Here is a 25907-nt window from a genome sequence, read left to right as displayed (position 1 = left end):
ATCGGACATATAGATGCCGACCGAGACACTCGATTCCCAATCCGGAAACCCTTTGAAAAAAGAGGATGCAGCTTGCAGGCGCTCGATGGAACGAGGCCGCGACGCTGCCGGCAAGCCGACCATCGCGCCCCATTCAAGGGTGCGTCGCATCGAGCCATTTCAGCAGTGCCCGAAACAGGGTATCCGGCTGAACGGGCTTGGCGATGAAATCGTTCATCCCGGCGGCCATGCACCGCTCCTTGTCCTCGAGGAAGGCATTGGCCGTGAGCGCGATGACGGAAACCGTCCTGCCCTGAGGAATGGCCCGGATGCGCTTGGTCGCCTCCAGTCCATCCATGTTGGGCATCCTCACATCCATGAGAATGAGGTCGAATGCATTCTGCTCGACCAGCCTCAAGGCCTGGTATCCATCCGAGGCGATGGAGACATGGATCCCGACATCCTCCAGCAGGAGGATCAGTATCTCGCGGTTGATGGGCTCGTCCTCGACCACCAGGACACGACGCCCGCCATGGGATCTGGCGAGGATCCGCTCGACCGAGTCACTGGACGCGACCACCTGAACCGGTTCGGATTCGCTCGGCCTGCCCAACCGGGCCGTGATCCAGAAACGGCTCCCCACGCCGGGAAGGCTTTCGACTCCCGCCTCTCCGCCCATCAGCTCGGCCAGTTTCCTGGTGATGGCGAGCCCCAGCCCGGTACCGCCATAGCGTCGCGTCATCGAGCTGTCCGCCTGCTCGAAGGCCGAGAACAGCCTGGGAACCACCTCGGGCTCGATGCCGATTCCCGTATCCTCCACCTCGAAGCGCACCAAGAGGCTTTCGACACGGCTCTGTTCGATGCCGAGACGCAAGGTGATGCGCCCCGTCTCGGTGAATTTGACGGCATTGGACAAGTAGTTCAGAAGCGCCTGCTTGAGCCGGGTCGGATCCCCGACCAGCTGGGCCGGAACGAGCGGCAACTCGAGACACAGCAGCAGTCCCTTGGCCTCCACGCGCTCGCGAATCAGATCCGCCACGGTCAGGACGAGACCGCGAAGATCGAACCGGGTCTCCTCGAGCAGGAACCGCTCGGCCTCGATCTTCGAGAGATCGAGCACGGTGCTGATGATATCGAGCAGATGCTGACCCGCGCGTCCGATCTGTTCCAGCCGCTTCGACTGCGCGGACGTGAGGGGCGATCGCTTGAGCAGATGGACCATTCCGGTGATGGCGTTGAGCGGCGTACGGATCTCGTGGCTGACGTTCGCGAGAAAGGCGCTCTTCGCCTGCGAGGCCTGTTCGGCCGCCTCCTGGGCGACCCTGAGCGCCTGCTCGGCCTCCTTCCTTCGCGTGATGTCTTCATAGCAGCCCAGGATGCCCATGACCTCGCCGCTACGGACGTCTCTGAGCGGAATCTTGGAGGTCAGCAGCCAGATAGAGCGCCCGTCCGGCGTCGTTTGCCGCTCCTCGTAGCCGAGGAGCGGATTGCCGTCCGCCATGACCTTGCGGTCATCGGCCCGATACAGGCCCGCCTCGTTGCGCCATCCCGCCTCGAAATCGCTGAGCCCGATCATCTGCTCGGGACTCCGATAGCCGGCATCCTCGGCGAAGTGCTTGTTGCAGCCCAGGTACCTCAGATCCCGGTCCTTCCAGAAGACCCGGACGGGAATGGTGTCGAGCACCGTCTGGAGCATGCGGCGGGCGGACTCGCTCTCCTTCTGGGCGAACTGCAGATCGAGGGTGCGCTCCTCGACGAGCCGCTCGAGATGATCGGCATAGGCCGCGACCTCGCCCCTCAGACGCGCGTTCTCGCGCGCGACATGCGCCAGCGGGGACAGATCCGGGCTGATCGCCAGGATGCTGACGCAGGCGTTGTTGTGCAGGCTGATCCCGTCGTCCGAGAGCCCTCCCTCGCCGAAGCTGCAAAAGCCGGCGATGGGCGCGCCGTCCGCCATCGCGATCAGCTGGCCGATCTCCTGCTCCGAGCGCCGCTCGCCCATGAGGCGCGGCCGCAGCGCGCAATAATGACAGAGGACGATCGCAGCCCGGCTGGTATTGGCGCGCATCAACGCCTTGCGCAGCGTATCGCTCGCGCAGGCGAGCGCCGTGTCGGCGGTGGCATCCATCACCACCAGTTCGTCGCCCGACTCGAGCGGCTGAGTCATCTTGATCCCGCCGCGCTCGGTCGGAAAGCTCGCGACATTGATCGAATATTGCCCCATGAGACGCGGAACGCCGAAGGTACGCCCGGTGCTCAGCGTGATATGCCTTTCGCGCAGATCGGCCGGACGATGTCCCAGCACTTCAGCCAGCGCCTCGACCGCGGACCGGTCGTCGAGTCTGAGGATCTCGTGGCCATCGACCTCGTCGACACGCATCCGCGCCGGAACCGCCGTGAACCCGTGGCCGAGGGCCAGCCCGAAGCTCAGGCTGGTTTCGAGCACCGCGAGCAGAAGACCGTCTTCATGGACCGCGCCCCCGAAGAGAACGGCGTTGCCTTCCATGCGCCAATCGTCGGCGCTGCTCCCGGCGAAGATGGGGATGTCGGCGAGCACATGCGACTTGACGGCATTCAGTATCTCGAAGCTGCGCGAGGTCGCATGACGGGTGTTGCCGGGAGAGAAGAGGATCGCGAAGAGACGCTTGCCCTCGCTCAGCCGGCGCTGACTGGAGTCCGGCGTCGGATGGAAGAAAGGCCGCAGCGCGTCCGAATCCACAACGGCCTGCACGGCCGCGCGCCAATCTCGGGAGACATGACCGGCGACGGCCGCGTGCGCGATCAGGAAGGGCGACGCCATGGCCACCACCAGGACGCTTCGATGCCGTATTCCGTCGAGGAACTCGCCGGCCGTGGTACACCCCAATACCGGCACCTCTCCGACGATCTCCCTGATCCCGGACAGGCTCCGGTCGAGATCCTCGCTCGGCGAGACGTAGACGAGAACGACGGACAGCGGGTGACGATGGATGCTCCGCAGCGCCTCCGCGGCCGCATCCTTGCCGGCCCGAAACGTATCCCGGCTCAGAGGACGACGACCGACGCCCACCTCGATGTTGGTATCGTGAAGGAGGCTGGGTGATACAGGCACGGACGCTCCATCGGAACACGATCATGCGCCCTAGCATGCAGCAGGCATCGTGCGTGTGGCAATCTTGATCCAGCCGCACGGCGTCCTACTTCATTCCCGACCCATCAACCCATCAGGAGTCTGAAAGATGTCATCGCATCCCGAACGCATCGCCATCGTCACCGGCGCCACCTCCGGCATCGGCGAGGCCACGGTCAGGACATTCGTCGCCGCCGGCTTCGGCGTCATCGGCAACGGACGCACCGCCGACAAGTTGAACGCACTGGAGGAGGAACTCGGCGAGCGCTTCGTCGGCCTCGCGGGCGACGCCGGCGACGCCGAGGTCACCGCGCGGATGCTGGAGACCGCCGAGACACGCTTCGGCCGGCCGGCCGACATCGTGGTCGTCAACGCCGGACGCGGGCTCGGGGGCGCCGTCACCGCCGCCGACGCGGACGAGTTCGAGGCGGTGATGCGCATCAACCTCGGTGGCGCGCTCCGTCTGATGCAGGCCGCCGCACGCGGCATGGTCGCCGCCCAGGAGAAGGACTATCCCAGCAAGGCCGCCGACATCGTCGTCATCGGCTCGGTGGTCGGACGGCACGTCTCGCCCTTCAGCGCCGTCTACGGCTCGACCAAATTCGCCGTCCATGCACTCGCCGAGGGACTGAGACGCGAGGTCGGACCCAAGGGGGTACGCGTCTCGCTGGTCGAGCCGGGCATCGTGGTCAGCGGATTCCAGGCGGTCGCGGGCTACAGCGACGACCTGCAGCGTCAATTCGACGAGAAGTTCGGCCCCCTGCTCTACGGGGAGGACATCGCCAACGCCATCCACCACATCGTGACCCAGCCGCCTCACGTCCATATCAGCGACATGGTGGTGCGCCCCACCCGCCAGGATTATCCCTGATCCGAGAGATGCCGCCATGACCACCCCGCCAATCCCACATGGTCATCCTGGCGCAACATTCGCCTACTAGGATGCATGCCCCGGGGACACCGTCCCTGGGCAGCGGTCGAGGCCCAGCCGCCAAGCCTGCGCTCACCCCATCAGCGCCTGTACAGCAGGCTCGCGAGGCCCTCATGACTCCGCTCGAAAAGGTCGAAGCCCTCTACGAAGAGCTGGTCGTCTCCTATGGGGACGGCCGGCAGCGCGAGATCCGTGCGGCATCCAAGCTGCTGCTCATCGCGCTGTTCGAGCTCAAGGAGCACGACAACCGGGGCTGGCAGGATCTGGTCGAGGACCATGTCCGGATGCTGAGGGACGAGCCCGAGCGCTACCGGCGCCTGATCGATGCCAATCGCGGCAGAACCAAGGGATTGGGACTCGAGGACGCGGATCTCCAAGACTTCGTCGCCTGACGGATCCAGGATCCAGTGCCCATCCTGTCCACGCCAGGAAGGTCATTGCAACGTCGCAGAACACACAGAAACACCTCGCCGTCTCTGGCGGCGACCGAGTTCGCCCATGTCCATGTCTCTCGATAGGACCACCACCAGCGAGCAAACACGGACTGCCACCCTCACCCAAGCCGCTGCGTCGAGACATCGCGCCACGGCGCTCGACCAGGACGCATTTCTGGCACGGGCCTTCGACGCCCTGAGCTACGCCCTGCAGCCCATCGTCAACGTCCATACCGGCAGCGTCTATGGCTTCGAGGCGCTGTTGCGCGGCGTCGGCGAGCTCGGCTTCCAGGACATCTTCAGCCTCTTCGGGTACGCCTGGGAGCAGGGTCATTCCAGCGCGCTCGACATGAGGCTGCGCGAGCTGGCCCTGGCGCATTTCACCTGCGTCCCGGAGGCCGCGCGCTACAAGCTCTTCTTCAACCTCGACCCTCACCTCATCGAGCAGGAGCGTCCCGAACCCACGCTCGAGCTTCTGACCCGGCACGGTCTCGGTGCGGACAGCATCTGTCTGGAGCTCTCCGAGCGCTCCGACCTGACCGCCAATCCCATCGTCGCCCAGACCATCTCCGCCTACCGTGGACACAGATTCCATTTCGCCATCGACGACTTCGGCAGCGGCTATGCCGGACTGCGTCTGCTCTACGAACACCCGCCGGACCTGCTGAAGATCGACCGCTTCTTCGTCGGCGGCATGGCCGAGGACCATCGCAAGCGGCACTTCGTCGCCAACATGGTCCAGCTCGCGCACGTCATCGGTATCCAGGTGGTCGCGGAAGGGGTCGAGACCGAGGCCGAGCTGCTCGCCTGCCGCGAGGTGGGCTGCGACCTGGTTCAGGGGTATCTGATCGAGCGCCCGCAACTGCGGATCGAATCCCTTCAGACCTGCTACGCCCAGGTAGCCGAGATCCATTCGCGCAATCGCCGCGAGACAACGGGCGACCGGGTGCTGATCGAGCGCTGTCTGGAACGCATCCCGCCCCTGCGCGTCAGCGACAGCATCTCGCGACTCTTCGACGCCTTCCGACTGGACAAAACCCACAACATCCTCCCGGTGCTCGACGCGGCCGACCGGCCGATCGGACTCGTCCACGAGAGCGATCTGAAGGATCTGATCTATTCCAATTACGGCCGCGACCTGATCGTCAACCGGAGCTACGGCCGCTCGCTCCAGGATTTCGTCAGGCCCTGCCCCGCCATCGACATCCACGATTCGCCCAACCGCTTCCTCGAGGCATTCTCGGCCGGAGACAACGCCGCCGGGCTGCTGGTCACGCTCGACGGACGCTATCACGGCTTCATCTCCACGACCGCCCTCCTCCAGCTGATCGACGAGAAGAATCTGGCCGCGGCCCGCGACCAGAATCCGCTGACCAAGCTCCCGGGAAACAACTCGATCCACGAATATCTCTCGCACGCGCTCTCCCAGCACGGATCGACCTCGCATCTGGTCTATCTGGACTTCGACAGCTTCAAGTCCTTCAACGACCATTACGGCTTCAGGCGCGGCGACCGGGTCATCCAGATGTTCTCCGAGCTCATGCGTCAATATCTGAGCTCGGGCGGCTGGTTCATCGGCCATATCGGCGGGGACGATTTCTTCGCCGGGATCGGCGACAGGGATCTCGACTCCGTGATCGACCAGGTGCAAGGGATGCTGTCCAAGTTCCGTTCGGACGTCCAGAGTCTCTATGACCCCGAGGATCGCGAGCGCGGTCATCTGAACGCACGCGACCGTTTCGGACAGGAGCGCCAGAACCCGCTGATGCGCTGCAGCGGCGCCATCCTCGAGATCCGCCCCGGAGACGACTACGGCAGCGGCGACGATCTGGGCCGGATCATCGCCGCCATGAAGTGCCAGGCCAAGCGCAGCCCTTCGGGGCTGGCGCTGCAGCAGGGTCCGAAGGGACCGATCCGCACCCTGCCCCCGACGCCCCGGGACGAGAACGCCTGGTCCCCGGCCGCTCAGGCGACCAGCCGGCCGGCCTCGTAATCGGCGACCGCCTCCAGGATCTCGCGGCGGCTGTTCATCACGAAGGGGCCATAGTGGGCAATGGGCTCGTTCAGTGGCCGGGCCGCGAGCAGCAGCAGACGCGCCCCGTCCGGTCCGGCGGATAACGCGACGCCATCGCCCTCGGTCCCGAGCACGGCCATCCGGCGCCGATCGATGGAGGCGCCGCAGACCTCGGCTCCACCCTCGATCGCATAGACGAGCGCCCGATACCCGGCGTGGACCGGGACATCCAGCCTCTCCCCGGCCGGCAGTTCGAGGTCCAGATAGAGCGGATCGGTCGCGATGCCCCGCGCCGGCCCGCGGAGTCGCCGGTCGTCATGCACGAATTCTCCGGCGACCACCTTGACCCGGCTGCCGTTCGCCAGTGTCGCCTCGGGAATGTCCTCGGCGGGCAGATGGCGATAGGCCGGATCCCGCATCTTGTCCGCCGCTGGCAGATTGATCCAGAGCTGGAGTCCGCGCATGCGGCCAGACTCCTGCTGCGGCATCTCGGAGTGGACGACCCCGCGGCCGGCGGTCATCCACTGCACGCCCCCGGAGGAGAGCAGCCCCCGGTTGCCCAGATGATCCTCGTGCAGCATCCGTCCTTCCAGCATGTAGGTGACCGTCTCGAAGCCACGGTGCGGATGCGGGGGGAAGCCGGCGATATAGTCCTCCGCGCTCTCGGAACCGAAGTCGTCGAGCATCAGGAACGGATCCAGGCCGCGCATCCCGTCCGGCCCGAGGATGCGATACAGCTTGACCCCGCCACCGTCCGAGGCGGGCGTCGCGGTCAGCACGCGATCGAGCGATTTGAGCCTCATGATTCACCTCCTCAGGCGGCCAGAAGCCGCTCGATGTCCTTCTTGGCGGAGTCCAGCGCCGACGCGCGCGCCTCCTCGCCCAGATTCAGCCCCTCGGCATAGACGAACTCGACGTCCGTGATGCCGACGAACCCCAGTATGGTGGTCAGATAGCCGGTTTGAGTATCGGTCGGCTGCCCCCGATGCAGGCCTCCACGACTGGTCACGATCACCGCCCGCTTGCCCTCGAGCAGCCCCTCGGGTCCCTCGGCGGTATAGCGGAAGGTGACGCCGGCACGCGCCACATGGTCGAACCAGGACTTGAGCACGCTGGGGATACCGAAGTTGTACATGGGCACCCCCACCACCAGCAGATCCGCCTCCTGGATCTCGCGGATCATGGCCTCCGCCTCCTCGGCGATCCGAGCCTGCTCCGGCGTGCGCCCCGCCTCGGGCGTCGAGATCGCACCCAGCCGGATCGCGTCCAGATGCGGAACGGGGTCGCGCCCCAGGTCGCGATGGACCACCCGCAGCTCCGGATCCCGCTCCATCAAACCCGCGACATAGTCGCCGGCCAGGGTAGACGAGACGCCCTTATCGGAGAAAAGGCTGCTGTCGATGTGCAGAATCTGTTTCATGACGATTTCCTCGAATAGTGTTGGATTCGAGTAAAAGGATGGCATCGAAGGATCGGATTATTTATCCTCATTTTCGGGGCAACCCATCGAATATTCGGATCTATCCATGTCGACCCGGACACCCAAGACCACGCTGGAGCAATGGGCGACGCTGCAGGCGGTGGTGGATCACGACGGCTTCGAGGCCGCCGCCGATGCCTTGCGCCGCAGCCAGTCCTCGGTGAGCTACAGCCTCAAGCGTCTGCAGGAGCAGCTGCCCCTGCCGCTGATGGCCGCCCAGGGACGGCGGACGCGACTGACCGAATCCGGGGCGGTGCTGCTGCAGCGGGCGCGCCTCATCCTCGACGAGACGCACCGTCTGGAGCGCCTGGCCGAGACCCTGGCCCAGGGATGGGAGGCGGAGGTGCGTCTGGCGATCGATATCGTCATGCCGCCCGACCCGCTACTGCGCGCCCTGGCCGCCTTCGGCGACCAGGCCCCGCAGACCCGGATCCAACTGATGGAGACCGTGCTCTCCGGAACCAACGAGGCGCTCATCCAGCGTCAGGTGGACCTCGCCGTCACCGGACAGGTCCCGCCCGGATTCCTTGGCGACCCGCTGATCCAGGTGACCTTCGTCGCGGTCGCCCATCCGGACCATCCGTTGCACGCGACTGACCGCCCGCTCACGCTCGAGGATCTGCGCTCGCACCGTCAGCTGGTGATCCGCGATACCGGACGCTTCCGCCAGATCGACAGCGGCTGGCTGGAGGCCGAAGAGCGCTGGACCGTCTCGCACATGCTCACCGCCATCGCCATGCTCAGACGCGGACTGGGGTTCGCCTGGATCCCGCGGCCCCATATCCAGGCCGAACTGGAGCGCGGCGAGCTCAGACCCTTGAACCTGACCCAGGGCACCGAGCACCGGGAAACGCTCTATCTGGTCTACGCGGACCCGGAAGGCGCCGGCCCCGCCACCCGCTCGCTGGGCGAGAGACTGATCCACGAGGCCGGCCGTCCGGCGCGACCGGAACGCCCGATACCGTGAACCTGACCCAAGCCGCACACCAGAGACTCCGCGGACATCTTCGACCCGGCGACCGGGCGCTCGACGCCACCGCCGGCAAGGGTCACGACACCCGCTTTCTGGCCGAATCGGTCGGAACGCACGCCGCGCCTGTTTCTGGCTCGCCGATGAGCCTGCCGCATCCCCGCATGGAACGTCCGCATGCCCGAGGGCTCGGCCGGCATCTAGCCTGGGTCTTCGGACCGATCGTCGGGAGAGAATCGGAACCAGATGGTCGCCCCCCGGCCGACGGCCCCCTCGGCGCGGACATGGCCGCCGTGCATGTTGACGATGCGCTGGACGATGGCCAAACCGATTCCTGAGCCCGGATACTCGTCCGAGGTATGCAACCGATGGAAGGGCGCGAAGAGCCGTTTGGCATAGGCCATCTCGAAGCCCACGCCATTGTCGCGAACGAACAGCTCGCGCCCCTCTTCTGCGAATTCGACAACAGGATTCGGGATCGCGCGCGTGAACTTCCAGGCGTTGTCGAAGAGCTGCATCAGCAGGATGTGGGCGAGCTTCGCGTCGGCCCGGACCTGCAGTCCGGCCTGGATCCGCACCTCAACCCTGTCATCGGGATAGGCGGCGCGCAAGGCTGCCACGACCTTGTCGGCCAGACCGCTGATGTCCAGCGTTTCGGGACTGAAACCGCTCCGCGAGACCTGGGCGAGCGCCACCATGTCATCGATGATCCGCCCCATGTGCTGTGCCGCTGCGCGAACCCGCTGCAGATACTCGCCGTGCGCCTCATTCAAGGTGTCGCTTTCGCGCAGCAGCAGGCTGCTGAAACCGTCGATGGCGCGCAGCGGGGTGCGCAGGTCGTGCGAGGCCAGATAGGAGAAGTCGGCCAGTTCGTGCAAGGCGGTCTCGAGATGGGCGGTGCGCTCTTCGACCTTGCGCTCGAGCTCGGCGTTGAGTGCGCGGATCCGCCGCTCCGCCGCGATCTGGACGCTGACGTCGCGGATGGTCTTGGCGATTCCGACGACCCGGCCATCCGCGTCACGGATCTGCGAGGCGGTGATCGAGACGTCCAAGTCGCCGCCGTCCGCACGGTGGCGCCGGGTCATCAGCTGGGAAACCGGTGTGCCCGAGAGGACTGACTCGTTGAGGTGCCGCTCTTCGGTCTCCAGCCCCGCGGGAACGATGAGATCGATCGCCGCTCGACCCATGGCCTCCTGTTCCGAATAACCGAAGATGGTCTCGGCCGCCGGGTTCCAGTCGGTGACCATGCCCTCCAGATTCTCGCCGACGATGGCCTCGCTGGCGTCGCTGACGATGGCGGCCAGCCGGGCCTGCACCCGCTGCGTCTCGCGTGTGCGCGCCCGCGCCACCAGATAGCCGTAGAGCAGGGCGGCAAGCAGCAGCCCGCTGGCAGCGATCTCGAACGCGACCTGACGCGGCGAGGTCTGATTCAGCTGACGCAGGAACGGAGGCAAGGCGCGGATCTCGGCCAGCCATTCGCGGCCGAACAGATGCAGCTGCCGATGCTCGATCAGGTCTGTCGCGTCGCTGTCGGCATCGCGCGACGCGTAGAAGCGGTCGAGCCGGCCGGAGTCGTCGAGATCGTAGAGCGCCAGTGACAGCTCGCCGCTCCGAGCCTCGTACCCGGCCAGGATCTCGTCGATGACCAGGGGCGTATAGGCGAGACCGTAGGCGGCCTCCTCACGCGCCTCGGGCGTGCTCGGTTCGGCCGCAGGGTAGGTGGCGATCATCAGCAGGAAGCCGCGATTGACCTTGCCGCTGGCCTGGACCAGGGTGATGGGATGGGTGAGCGTGGCCCGCCCGGTGCGCATCGCCTTGAACGCGGCGTCGCGCCGATTCCTCTCGGAGCCGATGTCGAGCCCCACCGCCTGTCGGTTGTTGGCTTCCGGCTCGATGTACTGGATGACCAGACGCTCGTCATCGTGCGGGGTGAGCGTCCTGATCGAGAAATCGGGCTTGCCGTCGCGTCGCGCCCGTTCCAGGAAGGCCGCTTCCTCGGCCCTCGGCACGCGGCGGATGAAACCGAACCCGCGCGAGCCGGGAAATTCGCGCTCCAGCTCCCGGGTGCGGCTATAGGCGATCACCTTGGCGCGCGTGAGCCGATCCGGCCACAGGGAGACGATCACCCCACGCATGCCCCGCAGGCCATGCTCGTAGGAGCCGATCCGCTCGGCCAGATACTCCACCACCTGGTCCGCCTTCACCGCGAAGCGCGCGACGGCCTCTGCGCGCTGGCGCTCAACCAGCCGAGTCTCGATCAGGCCCGCCGCGAGAACTCCGACCAGGCTGACCAATAGCGGTAAGATCAGCGTGCGGAACAGCGGATTCATGACGACAAGATGGGCTGACATGTCCGTTTCATCCCCGACCCCTCGGCTCGATTCGGCAATTCCCGCGATTGCGGTCTGCTGCACGCCCGCTACCGATTCCAGCCGCTATATCCCTATCCAGGCCAACGGCAATCCGCACCGGGCACCCGCCCTCCATTCGCAGCGTCTCGCTCAGATGCCTCAAATGGGCATCCACGATGCGGGCATCAAGGACAGCGAAAATCTCACGCCTCCGGCAAAGACGGCAGCGACAGAAGCGTATCAAGTCCCGCAAGGCCCCGTCCCCATATAGACAACCAAACATCCAACCCCATGTCCTGAAATAGAATTCAAAAATAATCGCAACGGCCTTTTTTGGAGAAAGGGGCGCCCCTAGCTTGCATCTTTATGACGAGATGCAAGACTGAATGCGTGTACCAGGGTGGAGAGACTGAATGGACCAGCTCGACGAATCCCGATCCTCTGGAAAATGGCGCCAAACCCTCTTGTTCGCCACCCTGATCTGGATCCCTCTCATCGCCGTGCTGACGCTCCTCATGGCGACCTTTCACGCCAAGGACATGGAGCATCTGCGCAGGCTCGTCGGCACGGAACAGCACGCCGTCATCACCGAGGCGGCCCTGGTGCTCACGAACAATCTCGACTGGGTCCATCGGGACCTCGAATATCTGAGCAGGCGGCCCGATCTGGATCGCTTCTTGACGAGCGGCGGGGAGAACCGGCATCGCGAGCTGACACGGGATCTTGCGAGCTTCATGGAAACGCGTCACGGCATCTACGATCAGCTGCGCTATCTGGACGCGAGCGGACTGGAGGTCGTGCGGGTGGACAACGGAAGCGGCAAGACCAGGATCGCGACCGAGGCCGAACTGCAGGACAAAAGCGACCGTTACTATTTCCACGACGCCTGGGCCTCTCCCCTGGGAACCATTTATCTGTCGCCATTCGATCTGAATGTCGAGCACGGCGTGATCGAGATCCCCTACAAGCCCATGCTGCGCTGCGCAACAAAGGTCGGCGATCGCACCGGCGTCGCCAAGGCGGTGCTCATCCTGAACTATCTCGGGCAGCCATTGATCGGCCGCCTACAGGCCCTGGCCAAGGACAGCGACATCTCCCTCTGGCTGCTGAACCAGGACAGCTATTGGCTCTTGGGAGATCGGCCTGAACAGGCATGGGGCTTCATGTTTCCCGATGGCCGGGATAGAACCCTGGCGAAGCGCGATCCCGCACTCTGGAGAACCATCGAGGCCGGAACCCGCGATGGGCATCCCCTGCACGCACGGTTCGACGAAGGGCTTCTGAGCGCGGCCCGATTCGAACCCACCCGCAAGCTCTCCGACAGGAATCCAGCGACAGCGAACCATGTCCTCCAGTCGCCATCCTATTGGATCCTCGTCTCCTGGGTACCAAAGGAAGACCTGGCGCTCCAGGCGCGCCCCCTCACCCAGCGCCACGTCATCATCTGGATCACGCTGGGAATACTGCTCGCCATGCTCAGCGTGGGCATCGCCCATCTCAGCGTCAAGCGGCGTCAATCCATCGAGACGATGGACAAGGCCCTCCAGCGTCTCGCGGTGGCGAATCACGGCCTCAACTCGGCCAACCGGGAGTTGGAATCCTTCTCCTATTCCGTCTCGCACGATCTTCGCGCGCCGCTGCGCACACTCGACGGATTCTCCAACATGCTGCTCAAGGGGTATGCGGACAAGCTCGACGATAAAGGGCAGGACTATCTCCAGCGCATGCGCACCGCCGCGCAAAGGATGAGCCGGCTGATCGACGACATGCTGGCCCTCTCGCGGATCACCCGGGCCGAATTGAAGCGCGAGCCCCTGGATCTGGGCGCCATGGCCGAGGAAATCCTCGACGAACTCGCGGAGAGCGATCCCGAGCGGCACCTGGAGGTCCGGATTCAGCCCGAATTGCACACCTCGGGCGACCGCCGGCTGGTCCACATCGCCATGCAGAATCTGCTCGCCAACGCCTGGAAATTCACCTCCAGGACCGGGGCACCGCGCATCGAGGTCGGCCGCGATGACACCGACCGTCCCCCCTCCTTCTTCGTCCGCGACAACGGCGCCGGTTTCGACATGGCCTATGCGGACAAGCTCTTCGGTGCCTTTCAGCGCCTGCATCATGCCAGCGACTTCCCGGGAACGGGAATCGGGCTGGCCACCGTGCAGCGCGTCGTGCACAAACACGGCGGACGGATCTGGGGCCAAGGGGCGATCGATCAGGGCGCCGTCTTCCATTTCACCCTGAGTCCACAAGCGATTCATGAATCATGAGCAACCAAGAAATCCTGCTGGCCGAAGACGACCCAAACGATGAAATCCTCACGCTCCATGCGCTCGAGGAAACGAATATCTGCAATCGCGTCGTGGTCGCGCACGACGGCGTCGAGGCACTGGATTACCTATTCGGCCGGGGAATCTTCGCCGGGAGAGAGCCGATGGATCTACCGGCCGTGGTGCTGCTCGACCTCAACATGCCGCGTCTGAACGGATTGGACGTGCTCCGCGAGATTCGCGCCGACCCGCTCACCCGGCGGCTGCCCGTGGTCATGCTGACGACATCCAAGGATGAGCAGGACATGCTCACGAGCTACGACCTGGGCGTCAACAGCTACGTGCGCAAGCCCGTCGATTTCGACCAATTCACCGAGGCCGTGCGCGGTCTCGGGATGTACTGGCTGCTGCTGAACGAGCGCGCCCCGGACTGATCGAGAACCATGATGAAGGAGTCGACGCCGCTTCGCCTGCTGCTGGTGGAGGACTCGGAAGACGACGCCATCCTGCTCCTGAACGCGCTCGAGGAGGCAGGATACGCCGTGGATCACACACGTGTGGAGTCGGCCGAGGCACTGATCAGCGCGCTGCCCAGCGCGGCCTGGCAGACGGTGATCTCGGACTACCGGCTGCCCGGCTTCGACGGGCTGCGCGCGCTCGAGATCGTCCGCCGCTATACCTCCGATCTGCCCTTCATCTTCGTATCGGGCACCGTCCAGGACAGGATCGGCGTCAAGGCCATGCAGGGCGGCGCCAACGACTACATCCTCAAGGACAACCTGACCCGCCTGGGACCGGTCATCAGGCGCGAACTCAAACAGGCGGAGCGGCGTCGCGAGATGCTGGCCACCAAGGTCCAATATCGCGCCATCCTCGACAGCGTCCAGGACGCCATCATCGTGACCACCAGATCTGGCCTGATCCACGTCTTCAACAAGAGTGCCGAGGCCATCTTCGGCTATTCGGCGCGGGAGATACTGGGTCTCGGCATCGGTCTGATCCTGCCGGATCAGGATTACGAGCGTCTCGTGACCCTGAGCAGCCGCCTGCTCTGCGACCCCAACTCCACCCAGGTCTGGAAGCCCGACCATCAGATCGTCCGGGGCCGGCGCAAGGACGGAACCCCGATCAGCCTGGAGGCCAGCGCCGCGGTCGCCCGGCTCGAGGATCAGTCCGGCCATACCCTCGTCCTGCGGGACATCTCGGACCGCCTGCGGGCGGAGCGTGAACTGCGCGAAAGCCAGGAGCGTCTGCAGACGCTCCTGCAGACCATTCCCGATCCGGTGTGGCTCAAGGACACCCAGGGCCGATTCCTCGCCTGCAACCGTCGTTTCGAGGCACTCTACGGTGCCTCCGAGGCCGACATCGTCGGCAAGACCGACGACGACTTCACCGACCGCGCATCCGCCGATTTCTTCCGCGCCCACGATCTGGCGACGATGGCCGCCGGCCGGGCCAGAACGAACGAGGAGGAGATCCTCTTCGCCAGCGACGGCCATCGCGAGCTGATGCAGACCATCAAGACCCCCGTCCTGGACGGCCGCGGCGAGATCATGGGCGTGCTCGGAATCGCCCGCGACATCACCGAGTTGAAGCGCGCCGAACACGAACTGGAGCAGCATCGCAACCATCTTCAGGAACTCGTCGACGAACGCACCGCCGAACTGCGCGCGACGCGCGAGCAGGCCATTCGACTGGCCAACTCCAAGAGCCAGTTCCTGGCCAACATGAGTCACGAGATCCGCACCCCCATGAACGCCGTGCTGGGGCTCGCCCATCTGCTCGAACGCCAGGATCTGCCGGTGGTGGCTCGGGACCTGGCGCGCAAGATCCACCGGTCGGGCCAGAGTCTGCTGGGGATCATCAACGACATCCTCGACTTCTCGAAGATCGAATCGGGCAAGATCGACATCGAGCACATCCCTTTCCGATTGACCCAGGTGCTGGACAACCTAGCGACGATCATGACCGCCACCGCCGAGCGCAAGGCCATCGAGCTGGTCATGGTTCCGCCGATCTGCAGCGACTGGCCATTGTGCGGCGATCCGCTGAGACTGGGTCAGATCCTGATCAATCTCACCAACAACGCCATCAAATTCACCGATTCGGGCATGGTCGAGGTCCGCATCGAGCCCGTCGAGCGCAGCCATGACAGCGTCCTGATGCGGTTCGCGGTACGGGACACGGGAATCGGCATCGAGCCGGAGGCGCAGAAGCGGCTATTCCAGCCCTTCACCCAGGCCGACGTGTCGACCACCAGACGGTTCGGCGGCTCCGGACTCGGGCTGGCGATCACGCGCCGGCTGGTCGACCTCATGGATGGACGCATGGGCCTCGAGAGCGTTCCGGGACAGGGCAGCACCTTCTGGTTCGAGATTCCCCTGTCGCGTCTGAAGCAGGAGTCCGCGGCCACGCGATTGACACTGGGAATGAAGGTTCTGGTCGTCGGAGACAATCCCGTCGTGCTCGACGGCCTGATGGCGACCGTCGCCAGCCTGGGATGGTCGGCCAACCGAGCGGCATCCTGGCAGGAGGCCATGGATCGCGTGCTGCACGACGAGGAGCTGCAAGGCCCGGACGCGGCCGTGCTGCTGGATTGGCATCTCCCGGGACAGGAGGGCTCGTCAACCCTGTCGGGGATTCGCGAGGCCCTGCCCGAGCCGCGCCGCCCCTTGCTGTTCCTGCTCACCGCCCACCCGCTCGAAGAGGTGATGGCCAGCCTGAACGAGACATCGGTCGAGGCCGTACTCGACAAGCCGTTGTCGCCATCACCTCTCTACGATGCCGTCGTCAGGGCGCGCGGGCGCCGCCTCGGTCAGACCGTCATGCCGCCGCATCCACGGGCACAGGATCGGCAGCGCCTTGACGGTCTTCGCCTGCTGGTCGTGGACGACAACGACATCAACCGAGAGGTCGCCCAACAGATCTTCGCCGACGAGGGGGCGCGGGTCAGTCTAGCGGGCGACGGTCAGGAGGCGCTCGACTGGCTCACGTCCCACCCGGACCAGGTCGACATCGTCCTGATGGATGTCCAGATGCCGGTCATGGACGGCCACGAGGCCACGCGCCGCATTCGCCAAAACGAGCGGCATTCGAGGCTGCCCGTGGTCGCATTGACGGCCGGTGCCATGCAGTCTCAGGAGCTCTCGGCCAAAGAGGCTGGGATGGATGCCTTTCTGTCCAAGCCGCTGGATGTGGAGGAGGCCGTCTCTCTCATCCGGGACCTCGTCCACGGCCGGAAGGAACGTCCCGCTTCGGAGGATTCGGCAGCCCTTGCCCCGGTACTGACGCGCGACGAGGAATCCGCGATGACCGCGTCGTCCGTCCCATCGCCCGCCCCGCCATATGACGCGAGCGACCGAAACCTTCCGGGACTGACGATCGAGCGCGGTCTGGCGATCTGGAAGGATGCAGAGGTCTATCGGCGCTATCTGCGCAGAATCGCCCCTCAGCTCCAGGAAGCGGCCCGGCAGATCGCCTCGGCCACCCCGGAAACGGCCAGACCTCTGGCTCACAAGCTCAAGGGCACGGCGGGAAACCTGGGACTCATGGAGGTTGCGGAGCGGGCCGGCGATCTCGAGCGTGTCATTGCAGCCGAAGAGCCGAGCGAGCGAGTCCGGACCTCAACCATGAGACTCGAGGCCGCGATCGAAACGGCCTTGGCCTCCATCGCCCGTTATGCCCCCGAGCCAGCCCCTCCCCCGCCAACCGAACCATCCTCGGCCACCGCACCCCAAGCGCGCGATCCCGACACGATCGCGCCGCTCCTGTGCGGCGCGCTCAGGGCCTTCCAGGACTTCGACCCCATCGCTGCCGAGCCATTCATCTCCGAATTGTCGGAATCCATGCCGGGCGAGCGGATGGCGGCCATGCGCGCCGCACTCGAGAGCCTGGATTCCACCGCGGGCGAGCGCGCGGTGCGCGAACTGGCCAGCGGGCTCGGCATTCCACTCGAGGAGCAGACATGACCCAGGGCCCCATACTCATCGTCGACGATCAGCCGGAAAATCTGCATGCCATGCGCCACATACTGGGCGGCGACTATCGGCTGCTGTTCGCCGCCAATGGAGCCGAGGCCCTGAAGGCGACCCGCAAACGCCACCCCAGCCTCATCCTGCTCGATATCGAGATGCCCGACATGGACGGCTATAGCGTATGCCGGGCGCTCAAGGCGGACTCGGCCACCGAGGAGATCCCGGTGATCTTCGTGACGGGGCTCGCCGATGCGGGGAACGAGGCGTCGGGATTCGAGGCCGGCGCCGTCGACTACATCGTCAAGCCGCTGTCGCCACCGATCGTGCGGGCACGCGTCAGGACCCATCTATCGCTGGTCAATGCATCGCAACTGGATCGGAGCCATCGCGACGCCCTCTCGATGCTCGGCGTGGCCGGTCACTTCAACGACACGGACACCGGCGTGCATATCTGGCGCATGGCGCACTATGCGAGAGAGCTGGCGACGGCCGCTGGCTGGGAGCCGGCCGCGTGCGAACGTATCGAACAGGCCGCCTCCATGCATGACACGGGCAAGATCGGCATCCCCAGCGAGATACTCCGCAAGCCGGGCAAACTGAACGGCGAAGAGTGGGCGGTGATGAAGACCCACCCGAGAATCGGTCATGAAATCCTGCGCATGAGTCACGCCCCCATGTTCCAGCTGGCGGCCGAGATCGCGCTCTATCATCATGAACACTGGGACGGCAGAGGCTATCCCGAAGGGCTGGCCGGCGAATCCATACCCGAGTCGGCACGTATCGTGGCCGTGGCCGATGTCTTCGACGCACTCACCATGAAACGCCCCTACAAGGACCCCTGGTCCATCGACAAGGCGATGGGGACGCTCCGCGAGGGCAGCGGCAGTCACTTCGAGCCGCGCCTCGTCGACCTGTTTCAGGACATCCTGCCGCGCATCCTGAAGATCAAGGCGGACTGGGACGCAAAAGAACGGAATTAGCCCCGCCGCCGGCTCGTCAGGCCGCTCGGCCCCGGTCCCTCGGACGGACCGACGGACGGCGCTCGAAGACGCACGAGATCAATCCGGCTGCCGAAGCTCATCTTCGAGATCCTGGAGCAGCATCAGGGGATCGACGACGATTCCGGTTCCATCGGGTGCCGGAAAGACCGAGACCTGACGGTCGTCCCGGGCCATCCCGGTGAGCCAGCGCTCCATGAAGACCCCGAGCTCGAGCGGTTCCGCCCGGCAGTCCGACCAGTCCTCGTCGGCCGATGCCTCGGCGAGTTCGGGCGCCGGCCAGAATGGAAAGCAGTCGTGTCCCTCCTCGTCGCAGAAGGCGACGAACCCGCCCTGGCCGCAGAGCGTCCAGACCCGCCCGCGCTGGGCCGCCTCGGTCAGGAAATGGGTGTAGCGCTCGGAGGGCGAAAGGTGGAAGAGCGTGGCGATATCGGATCGGGACAGGGGTGCGTTCATGGGTCTGGTAGGCCTTGCATGGGTGTGGCATGAAACCCGGATCGAGCAGCCGACCGGGCTCGCCACTCTAGCAGCCCGACCCGATGCGAGAAACCCCGATGACGCGCGAAGAGAAAGCCCGCGATCGAGGAAAAAGCCACATGGATCACTTGTCGATCCCACCAATGCGGAACACAATAGCAGCCGCTCGGATCGCAACGAGAGAGGTGACGTCGTGAAGTGGTACGGAATCCTGTTGGGCGCCATACTCGGCACCATCGTCGGGACCATCATCGGTTATCTCCTCGTTCCAGGCATGCTCAAGTGAGCCAGGACTGACTCTGCGTTGCCAGCGCCGTCATCGGATGGCGGCCAGCATGCTCGTCGGTGACCGGTTGCCGTTCATCGGAAACCGGCGCGATAGAGACGTGGCACCACGAAGGGATGTCTTCCCGCCGAACAGGACGGAGCGGCGGGAAATCGCGGCGCCAGGTCGTTGAGAACCCGCAGGAGATGGTCCAATGAGATCACCGAGATTCCGTGTCAGACCCGGAAGCTGGGATACGGCTGGCGCGACCGTCTTGAACGGCGGGGTGAATTTTTGCGTCTTCTCGCGCCATGCCGAACGGATGTCGCTGCTGCTGTTCGAGCGCGACACCCACAAGGAGCCCTACGAGGTCATCCATCTCGATCCGCGCATCAATCGCACCTTCTTCTTCTGGCACATCTTCATCGAGAACCTGCCCGACGGGGTCTTCTACAACTGGCGCGCCGAGGGTCGCTGCGACAGCATCGAGACCAGCGAGACCGGCTGTCGCCTCGACGCCGACAAGGCGCTGCTGGACCCCTGGGCGACCACCGTCAGCGACCGGCTCTGGGACCGCACCGCCGCGAGCCGCCCGGGCGACAACGTCGCCAAGGCCATCCGCGCTCAGGTCGTACGCGACGATTACGACTGGGAAGAGGATCAGCCGCTCCATATCCCGCTCAACGACTCCGTCATCTACGAGATGCATGTCGGCGGATTCACCCGCCATCCCTCCTCCGGCGTCGTCCACCCGGGCACATTCAATGGGGTCATCGAAAAGATCCCCTACCTCAAGGATCTGGGGATCACCCATGTCGAGCTGATGCCGGTAATGGCCTTCGATCCCCAGGACGTGCCGCCGCAGACCGCGAGGATGGGTATGGAGAACTACTGGGGCTACAGCACCCACAGTTTCTTCGCCCCGCACCCCGGATTTGCCGTGACCGCCGTCCATGCCCGCGACGAATTCCGCGACATGGTCAAGGCATTCCACCGCGCCGGAATCGGCGTCATCCTCGACGTCGTCTTCAACCATACCGCCGAGGGCGGCGAAACGGGCCCGGTCATCAGCTTCAAGGCCTTCGGCAACGAGATCTTCTATCACCTCGATTTCGAGGACCGCCGACACTACCGGGACTACACCGGCTGCGGCAACACCATGAACTGCAACCATCCCATGGTGACCCGCTTCCTCATCGACGCCCTGCTCTACTGGGTGCGCCACATGCATGTGGATGGCTTCCGCTTCGATCTGGCGAGCGCGCTGGCGCGCGGCGAGGACGGGCATCCGCAGCACCATGCGCCCGTGCTCTGGGCGATCGAGCTCTCACCCTCGCTCAACCGAGCCCACATCATCGCCGAGGCATGGGATGCCGCCGGCCTCTATCAGGTGGGCGATTTTCCCGGCTATCGCTGGGCCGAGTGGAACGGGCGCTACCGCGACGTGATCCGCGGCTTCGTGCGCGGGGACCCGGGCATGGTGCCCGAGGTCGCGACCCGCATGTCAGGCTCGAGCGACATGTACGAGGGACGCGGACGCCTGCCGATGAACTCCATCAATTTCATCACCTGTCACGACGGCTTCACCCTCTGCGATCTAGTCAGCTACAACCGCAAGCACAACGAGGCCAACGGCGAGGACAACCGCGACGGCCACGATCACAACCTGAGCTGGAACTGCGGCGTCGAGGGACCGACCGAGGATCCCGAGATCATGGCCCTGCGCCGCCGTCAGGCGCGCAACTTCATCAGCATCCTCATGTTCAGCCAGGGCGTGCCCATGCTGTTCTCCGGCGACGAGGTATTCCGCTCCAAACAGGGCAACAACAACACCTATTGTCAGAACAACGAGCTGTCCTGGTCGGACTGGGGACTGGTCGAGCAGAATCGCGAGATGCTGGAATTCGTCCGCTCCATGATCGCGCTGCGCCGACGCCACCCAACCCTGACCCGCGACCGCTTCCTCACCGGCAAGCCGGACTACGGCCACACGCGCCCGGACATCATCTGGCACGGCGTCGAGCTGAATGCACCCGGCTGGGACGATCCGGACAGCCACCAGCTGGCCTTCACCCTCGAAAGCAAGGTCGACGACGAGCCGCTGTTGCACGTGATGCTGAACATGGCCGCGCACCCCATCGAGTTCAGCGTCCCCCGGATCAAGGGGTTGGAGTGGAGCCTGGCGCTCGACACCAGCCGCGAGCAGCCCGCCGTCGCGCCCGAGGTACAGCACCCGATCGCGGGCGAGCGGATCCAGCTCGGCCCCTACAGCGTCGTGGCCCTGGAGGGCCGGCCCAACTGGGTCTGGAACCCGCCCACCGACTGAGCAAGCCCTCGCCCACCACGACGCCTCGATGGGGAAGCCCGCCCGTCGGCGATCATCCCCGGCGAGCGGATCTCGCGGATTGCCGGCTCGCCCCCCATCTCCCTGCAATCAGGAACCGATCAGCGTGTCACCGACCCCCTCCCCAGCGCTCGTCCTCGCCTCCACCTCGCGCTATCGTCGCGCATTGCTCGAGCAGCTCGGGCTGAGCTTCCGAACCGACTCGCCCGAGGTCGACGAAACCCCTCGGCCGAACGAGCCGCCGCAGGTCCTGGTGATGCGCCTGGCCGAGGCCAAGGCGCGCGCCGTCGCCGAGAGGCATCCGGACGCGCTCATCATCGGCTCCGATCAGGTCGCCTGTCTCGATGGCGATATCCTCGGCAAGCCCGGAACGCGCGACCGGGCGATCGCCCAGTTGGAGCGCGCATCCGGGCGCAGCGTCCTGTTCCAGACAGGGCTCTGTCTGCTGGATGCGCGCAGCGGGCGGGCACAGACGCTGGTCGAGCCCTTCCGGGTTCATTTCCGTTCCTTGTCTCGCGCCCGGATCGAGGGCTATCTGGATCGCGAGCAGCCCTACGACTGCGCCGGGAGCTTCAAATCGGAGGGGCTTGGAATCGCCTTGTTCGAGCGTCTCGAGGGCGAGGATCCGAACGCGCTCATCGGTCTTCCGCTGATTCGGCTCATCCCTCTGCTGGAGACATCGGGCATTTTCCCGCTGGGTATCTGAGAAATCCGAAGCTTAGGGGATTTTGCCCATTGAAAGACCCCACGGCCTAGGCCAAACTTCATGCTATACGCGAGAGACCTCGCATAGGGTCTCGTTTTTCAGGGGGATTTCCGAGTCATGCGCACCGTCAACTACTACCTTCGCACATCGGGGCTGACGCTCGCCCTGCTCGCCATGTCGTTTCTGGCCGGATGCGCTGGTAGCGGCGGCGAGCGCGAGGTCGGTCAGAGCCACGTCGATTACGGCGATTCGGGTACCTTCCCCGTGCCGGACGCGCTGCAGGACAACGTGGATTTCTGGCGCCATGTCTACGGTATGTGGAGCCGCGGGGAGGTCGCCATACACGACAGCGACCATCTCGGGGTGGTCTACGAGGTCGCGACCCTGCCCGGCCCCATTCAGGCGAGCTACACCAGCGCGCAACGGGCCTATCTGGAGGCCCGCACCCACTATCACGCGGATCGTCTGCGCGCTCTGGAGCAGCGTCTGCGCTCGGGCCAGACGCCGACCGCGGCCGACCGCGATCTGGTCGCCAAGTTCGAGCGGGCCGGCGGAATCGGCACCCTCTACGGTGCATCGGAGCGTATCCGCCTGCAGCGCGGACTGCGCGAGCGTTTCAGGCGCGGGGTCGAGATCAGCGGTCGTTACGACAAGATCTTCCGCGAGATCATGCGCAGCCACGGCGTCCCGGAGGATCTCGCCTATCTGCCGCACGTGGAGTCGTCCTTCCAGACCAATGCCAGATCCTCGGTCGGTGCCGGAGGGGTCTGGCAGTTCATGCCCGCGACCGGGCGTATCTACATGACCGTCAACGACAGCGTCGACGAGCGCTACGATCCCATTCTCGCCGCGGACGGCGCGGCACGCTATCTCGCCCAGGCCTACGGCAAGCTCGGCAGCTGGCCGCTCGCCATCACCTCCTACAACCACGGCCAGGGCGGCATGGCCAAGGCCAAGGCGCAATACGGCACGGACATCGGCCGTATCGTCTCCAATTACGACGGGCCCTATTTCGGATTCGCCTCACGCAACTTCTATGCTGAATTCGTCGCCGCACGCGAGGTGGCGAGTCACCCCAGCCGCTATTTCCCCGAGGGCGTCCGCTACGAATCGCCCTGGCCGCACGACCGGCTGATCCTGGCATCCAGCATGCCAGCGGATCATATCGCCCGACACTACGGCACATCGAGCCGCGTGCTCGCGGATCTGAACATGCATTGGCGCAATTCGCTGCGGAATGGGGCAAGACACATCCCGGTCGGAACGACCGTGTGGCTGCCTCATGGCTCGAAGCAGCGTGCCGGTTCTCCCCCGCCGCCGATCTCGACCATGATCGCCCGTACGGAGCCGAGACAGAAGCCATCCACCGTATCGCGCAAGGCGGTCGCCAGGGTCGAGAAGCCAAGGTCGACGGACAGCCAAAAGAGGGTCGCCGCGAAGACCGCGCCCAAGTCCAAGACCAAGGGGAAAACCACCAAGGTGCGCTACCACGTGGTCAAACCGCAGGAAACGCTCTACCGGGTCGCGCTTCAGAATGGCATTTCGGTGGCCGAACTGCGCAAGCTCAACAAGATGAAGCCCAACGACAACCATATTCAGCCGGGACAGAGGCTGAAGGTCGGTATCTGAGCCCGAATCGAGCGCAGCCACACCCTCATCGGACGCACGCAGGGGCGCTCGGCGCCCCCGATCACGCCCCATATCGAGCCGAACGCCGCAGGTTTGCGGTCACTCAGGCGTCCAGATTGTCGAACGCCTTCTGGAAACGGTTGGCGTGTGACCGCTCTGCCTTGGCCAGGGTCTCGAACCAGTCGGCGATCTCGTCGAAACCCTCATCGCGCGCCGTTTTGGCCATACCGGGATACATATCGGTGTATTCGTGCGTTTCGCCAGCGATCGCCGCCTTGAGGTTGTCCCCGGTCGCACCGATCGGAAGGCCCGTGGCCGGATCGCCCACCTCCTCCAGATACTCCAGATGGCCATGGGCATGGCCTGTTTCGCCCTCTGCCGTGGAGCGGAACACCGCGGCGACGTCGTTGTAGCCTTCGACGTCGGCCTTGGCCGCGAAATAGAGATAGCGGCGATTGGCCTGCGACTCGCCCGCAAATGCCTCTTTCAAGCTCTGCTCGGTCTTGCTGCCCTTGAGTTCCATGGTCTATTCCTCGTGGTGGACGACAGTTGGATGACTGGATTCGATCTGTGACTGGATTCGATCCATGAGTTGCCTTCCTTCCGCGGATCGAACATATTCCGTGGATGAAACATATAGAGCAGGGCCGATCGACTGAAATTGTTTCTACCAATGGCCTCGATAGGCCATCGGGTCAGTATCCGGCACCCTGCGCCCGGAGCTGGACCGCGTGCGCTGATGTTGGAGCCGGTCGGGAAAATTCAAGCCCCGGCAGTCCCCGATAGGCTGTGAACTGGTTCGCAAAGACGATTCTAGGGTGAAGGACGCTGCGGATGATCGTGAACGGGTTCCGGACGAACGCGATGGCGCACTGATACAAGGGATGCCAATCGATCTCACTCCTTGAAATCCCGGTGCAGACCGAAAACAGTGGATTCATCGATGTCGGCAAACAAGCCCCTCCTCCATTACCCCAATCACAACCTGCGCTTGCATCAGCCTCGAACTGGCGATGCGGGAGAACCTTTGCGGATCATCCAACTGACCGACCTGCACCTCTTCGCAGACCCACAAGGCAGCCTACTCGGCATCACCACCCGGAACAGCTTCGAGGCGGTTCTGGAGATGGCGCTGGAACAGTCGCCGGATGCGCGAGCCATGGTGATCACCGGAGATCTGGTACACGACGATTCGCCCGCCAGCTACCGCTATCTGCGCGACACCCTGAGGCAAACCGGACTGCCCTGCTTCTGCACGGCCGGCAATCATGACCCTCAGAACTTGATGGACGAGCATCTGGGCGGATACGGTGTCGGACCCTTCGCGCTGCGCCGGCTCGACGGCTGGAACCTCATCTTCCTCGATTCGAACGTCAACGGCAGCGATGGCGGCCATCTCGCGCCTGAACATATCGCACAGCTGGAGAATCTGCTCGACGACGACGGGGCCCCGACCCTGCTCTTCATGCACCATCATCCGATTCCGGTCGGAAGCGTCTGGATGGATACCATGGGCATCGACAACGGCGATCGGCTGATAGCCCTCTGCAACGGACATCCACAGATCAAGGGCATCCTGTTCGGGCACATCCACCAGTGCTTCGAGCGCGACCTCGGCGGCTATCAGGTCCTGGGGTCGCCCTCGACCTGCATCCAGTTCCTGCCGCACAGCCTGGATTTCGCGCTCGACAACAAGCCACCAGGCTACCGCGAACTCGACCTGCATCCGGATGGAAGACTCACAAGCCGCGTCATGAGACTGGACCATTACGCGGAACGACCCATTCATCAGGTCGGGGGGTATTGAGCGGCCTCCAGCCTCCAGCCTCCAGCCTCCAGCCTCCAGCCTCCAGCCTCCAGCCTCCAGCCTCCAGCACTATAATCTCGCTGGTCGCTGGTCGCTGGTCGCTGGTCGCTGGTCGCTGGTCGCTGGTCGCTGGTCGCTGGTCGCTGGTCGCTGGTCGCTGGTCGCTGGT

At 64.8% G+C, this 25907-nt stretch carries 19 protein-coding genes; 13 read left to right on the top strand and 6 right to left on the bottom strand.

Annotated elements, in window-relative coordinates; all coding sequences use genetic code 11:
* Positions 1 to 133 precede the first annotated feature (133 nt).
* Positions 134 to 3070 (bottom strand): response regulator, encoded by a 2937-nt coding sequence (locus tag D779_RS21195; protein WP_081763504.1) that lies wholly within the window; start codon positions 3068 to 3070, stop codon positions 134 to 136.
* A 127-nt stretch (positions 3071 to 3197) separates the two neighbouring features.
* Here D779_RS21195 and D779_RS13195 point away from each other — a divergent pair, with 127 nt between their 5' ends.
* The 3 genes from D779_RS13195 to D779_RS13185 all read left to right on the top strand — a co-directional run bounded on the left by D779_RS13195 (position 3198) and on the right by D779_RS13185 (position 6446).
* Positions 3198 to 3959: an SDR family oxidoreductase gene (locus D779_RS13195; protein WP_043754775.1), complete on the top strand. Its 762-nt coding sequence runs from the start codon at positions 3198 to 3200 to the stop codon at positions 3957 to 3959.
* 173 nt (positions 3960 to 4132) lie between these two features.
* Complete coding sequence (locus D779_RS13190; RefSeq protein WP_043754773.1) at positions 4133 to 4411, top strand: hypothetical protein; 279 nt, start codon at positions 4133 to 4135, stop codon at positions 4409 to 4411.
* Positions 4412 to 4523: 112 nt separating this feature from the next.
* Positions 4524 to 6446, top strand: coding sequence for a bifunctional diguanylate cyclase/phosphodiesterase (locus D779_RS13185; RefSeq protein ID WP_081763523.1), 1923 nt, complete (start codon positions 4524 to 4526; stop codon positions 6444 to 6446).
* Here D779_RS13185 and D779_RS13180 read toward each other — a convergent pair.
* Together D779_RS13180 and D779_RS13175 are read right to left on the bottom strand one after the other, a co-directional pair.
* A complete protein-coding gene (locus D779_RS13180; protein ID WP_043754772.1) occupies positions 6419 to 7270 on the bottom strand; it encodes a pirin family protein in 852 nt (283 codons plus the stop codon). The genes D779_RS13185 and D779_RS13180 overlap by 28 nt on opposite strands.
* Positions 7271 to 7281: 11 nt before the next feature.
* Positions 7282 to 7887 carry an FMN-dependent NADH-azoreductase gene (locus D779_RS13175; protein ID WP_043754770.1) on the bottom strand — a complete coding sequence of 202 codons (606 nt, stop codon included), beginning with the start codon at positions 7885 to 7887 and terminating at the stop codon, positions 7282 to 7284.
* 106 nt (positions 7888 to 7993) lie between these two features.
* On the opposite strand from D779_RS13175, the gene D779_RS13170 reads away from it, so the two are divergent.
* Positions 7994 to 8914 carry a LysR family transcriptional regulator gene (locus D779_RS13170; RefSeq protein WP_043754767.1) on the top strand — a complete coding sequence of 307 codons (921 nt, stop codon included), beginning with the start codon at positions 7994 to 7996 and terminating at the stop codon, positions 8912 to 8914.
* 203 nt (positions 8915 to 9117) lie between these two features.
* Here D779_RS13170 and D779_RS13165 read toward each other — a convergent pair whose 3' ends face one another.
* On the bottom strand, positions 9118 to 11268 hold the full coding sequence (locus tag D779_RS13165; protein WP_052348122.1) for a CHASE domain-containing protein: 2151 nt from the start codon (positions 11266 to 11268) through the stop codon (positions 9118 to 9120).
* Positions 11269 to 11681: 413 nt separating this feature from the next.
* Here D779_RS13165 and D779_RS21190 point away from each other — a divergent pair, with 413 nt between their 5' ends.
* Genes D779_RS21190 through D779_RS13145 form a run of 4 tightly spaced genes read left to right on the top strand, consistent with a single transcriptional unit; the run spans position 11682 to position 18492 of the window.
* Entirely contained in the window at positions 11682 to 13538 is a 1857-nt protein-coding gene (locus D779_RS21190) for a sensor histidine kinase (RefSeq protein WP_052348121.1), read from the top strand.
* Positions 13535 to 13972, top strand: coding sequence for a response regulator (locus D779_RS13155; RefSeq protein WP_043754765.1), 438 nt, complete (start codon positions 13535 to 13537; stop codon positions 13970 to 13972). Before D779_RS21190 ends, D779_RS13155 begins: the two co-directional genes overlap by 4 nt.
* A 9-nt stretch (positions 13973 to 13981) precedes the next feature.
* Complete coding sequence (locus D779_RS21185) at positions 13982 to 17506, top strand: response regulator (RefSeq protein ID WP_052348120.1); 3525 nt, start codon at positions 13982 to 13984, stop codon at positions 17504 to 17506.
* On the top strand, positions 17503 to 18492 hold the full coding sequence (locus D779_RS13145; protein WP_043754762.1) for a response regulator: 990 nt from the start codon (positions 17503 to 17505) through the stop codon (positions 18490 to 18492). The genes D779_RS21185 and D779_RS13145 overlap by 4 nt, the downstream gene beginning before the upstream one ends.
* A gap of 78 nt (positions 18493 to 18570) precedes the next feature.
* Here D779_RS13145 and D779_RS13140 read toward each other — a convergent pair whose 3' ends face one another.
* Positions 18571 to 18966 carry a DUF2750 domain-containing protein gene (locus tag D779_RS13140; protein WP_043754760.1) on the bottom strand — a complete coding sequence of 132 codons (396 nt, stop codon included), beginning with the start codon at positions 18964 to 18966 and terminating at the stop codon, positions 18571 to 18573.
* A gap of 214 nt (positions 18967 to 19180) precedes the next feature.
* On the opposite strand from D779_RS13140, the gene D779_RS22895 reads away from it, so the two are divergent.
* From D779_RS22895 to D779_RS13125, 4 genes are all read left to right on the top strand, one after another.
* Positions 19181 to 19273: a YtxH domain-containing protein gene (locus D779_RS22895; protein WP_232424181.1), complete on the top strand. Its 93-nt coding sequence runs from the start codon at positions 19181 to 19183 to the stop codon at positions 19271 to 19273.
* A 193-nt stretch (positions 19274 to 19466) separates the two neighbouring features.
* Positions 19467 to 21578, top strand: coding sequence for a glycogen debranching protein GlgX (gene glgX, locus D779_RS13135; protein ID WP_043754758.1), 2112 nt, complete (start codon positions 19467 to 19469; stop codon positions 21576 to 21578).
* Positions 21579 to 21702: 124 nt separating this feature from the next.
* Positions 21703 to 22302 (top strand): Maf family protein, encoded by a 600-nt coding sequence (locus tag D779_RS13130; RefSeq protein ID WP_043754756.1) that lies wholly within the window; start codon positions 21703 to 21705, stop codon positions 22300 to 22302.
* Positions 22303 to 22419: 117 nt separating this feature from the next.
* On the top strand, positions 22420 to 23931 hold the full coding sequence (locus tag D779_RS13125; RefSeq protein ID WP_043754754.1) for a LysM peptidoglycan-binding domain-containing protein: 1512 nt from the start codon (positions 22420 to 22422) through the stop codon (positions 23929 to 23931).
* Positions 23932 to 24034: 103 nt separating this feature from the next.
* On the opposite strand, the gene D779_RS13120 is transcribed toward D779_RS13125, so the two are convergent.
* Positions 24035 to 24454 (bottom strand): rubrerythrin family protein, encoded by a 420-nt coding sequence (locus tag D779_RS13120; protein ID WP_043754752.1) that lies wholly within the window; start codon positions 24452 to 24454, stop codon positions 24035 to 24037.
* Between the two features lie 504 nt (positions 24455 to 24958).
* Between D779_RS13120 and cpdA the strand changes: the two genes are divergently transcribed.
* Positions 24959 to 25738 carry a 3',5'-cyclic-AMP phosphodiesterase gene (gene cpdA / locus D779_RS13115; RefSeq protein WP_232424180.1) on the top strand — a complete coding sequence of 260 codons (780 nt, stop codon included), beginning with the start codon at positions 24959 to 24961 and terminating at the stop codon, positions 25736 to 25738.
* Positions 25739 to 25907 lie beyond the last annotated feature (169 nt).

This window comes from Imhoffiella purpurea (assembly GCF_000585215.1).
GTDB lineage: Bacteria > Pseudomonadota > Gammaproteobacteria > Chromatiales > Chromatiaceae > Imhoffiella > Imhoffiella purpurea.
The sequence above is the reverse complement of the archived record's forward strand: the minus strand, read 5'-3'. Positions and strand labels throughout refer to the sequence as shown.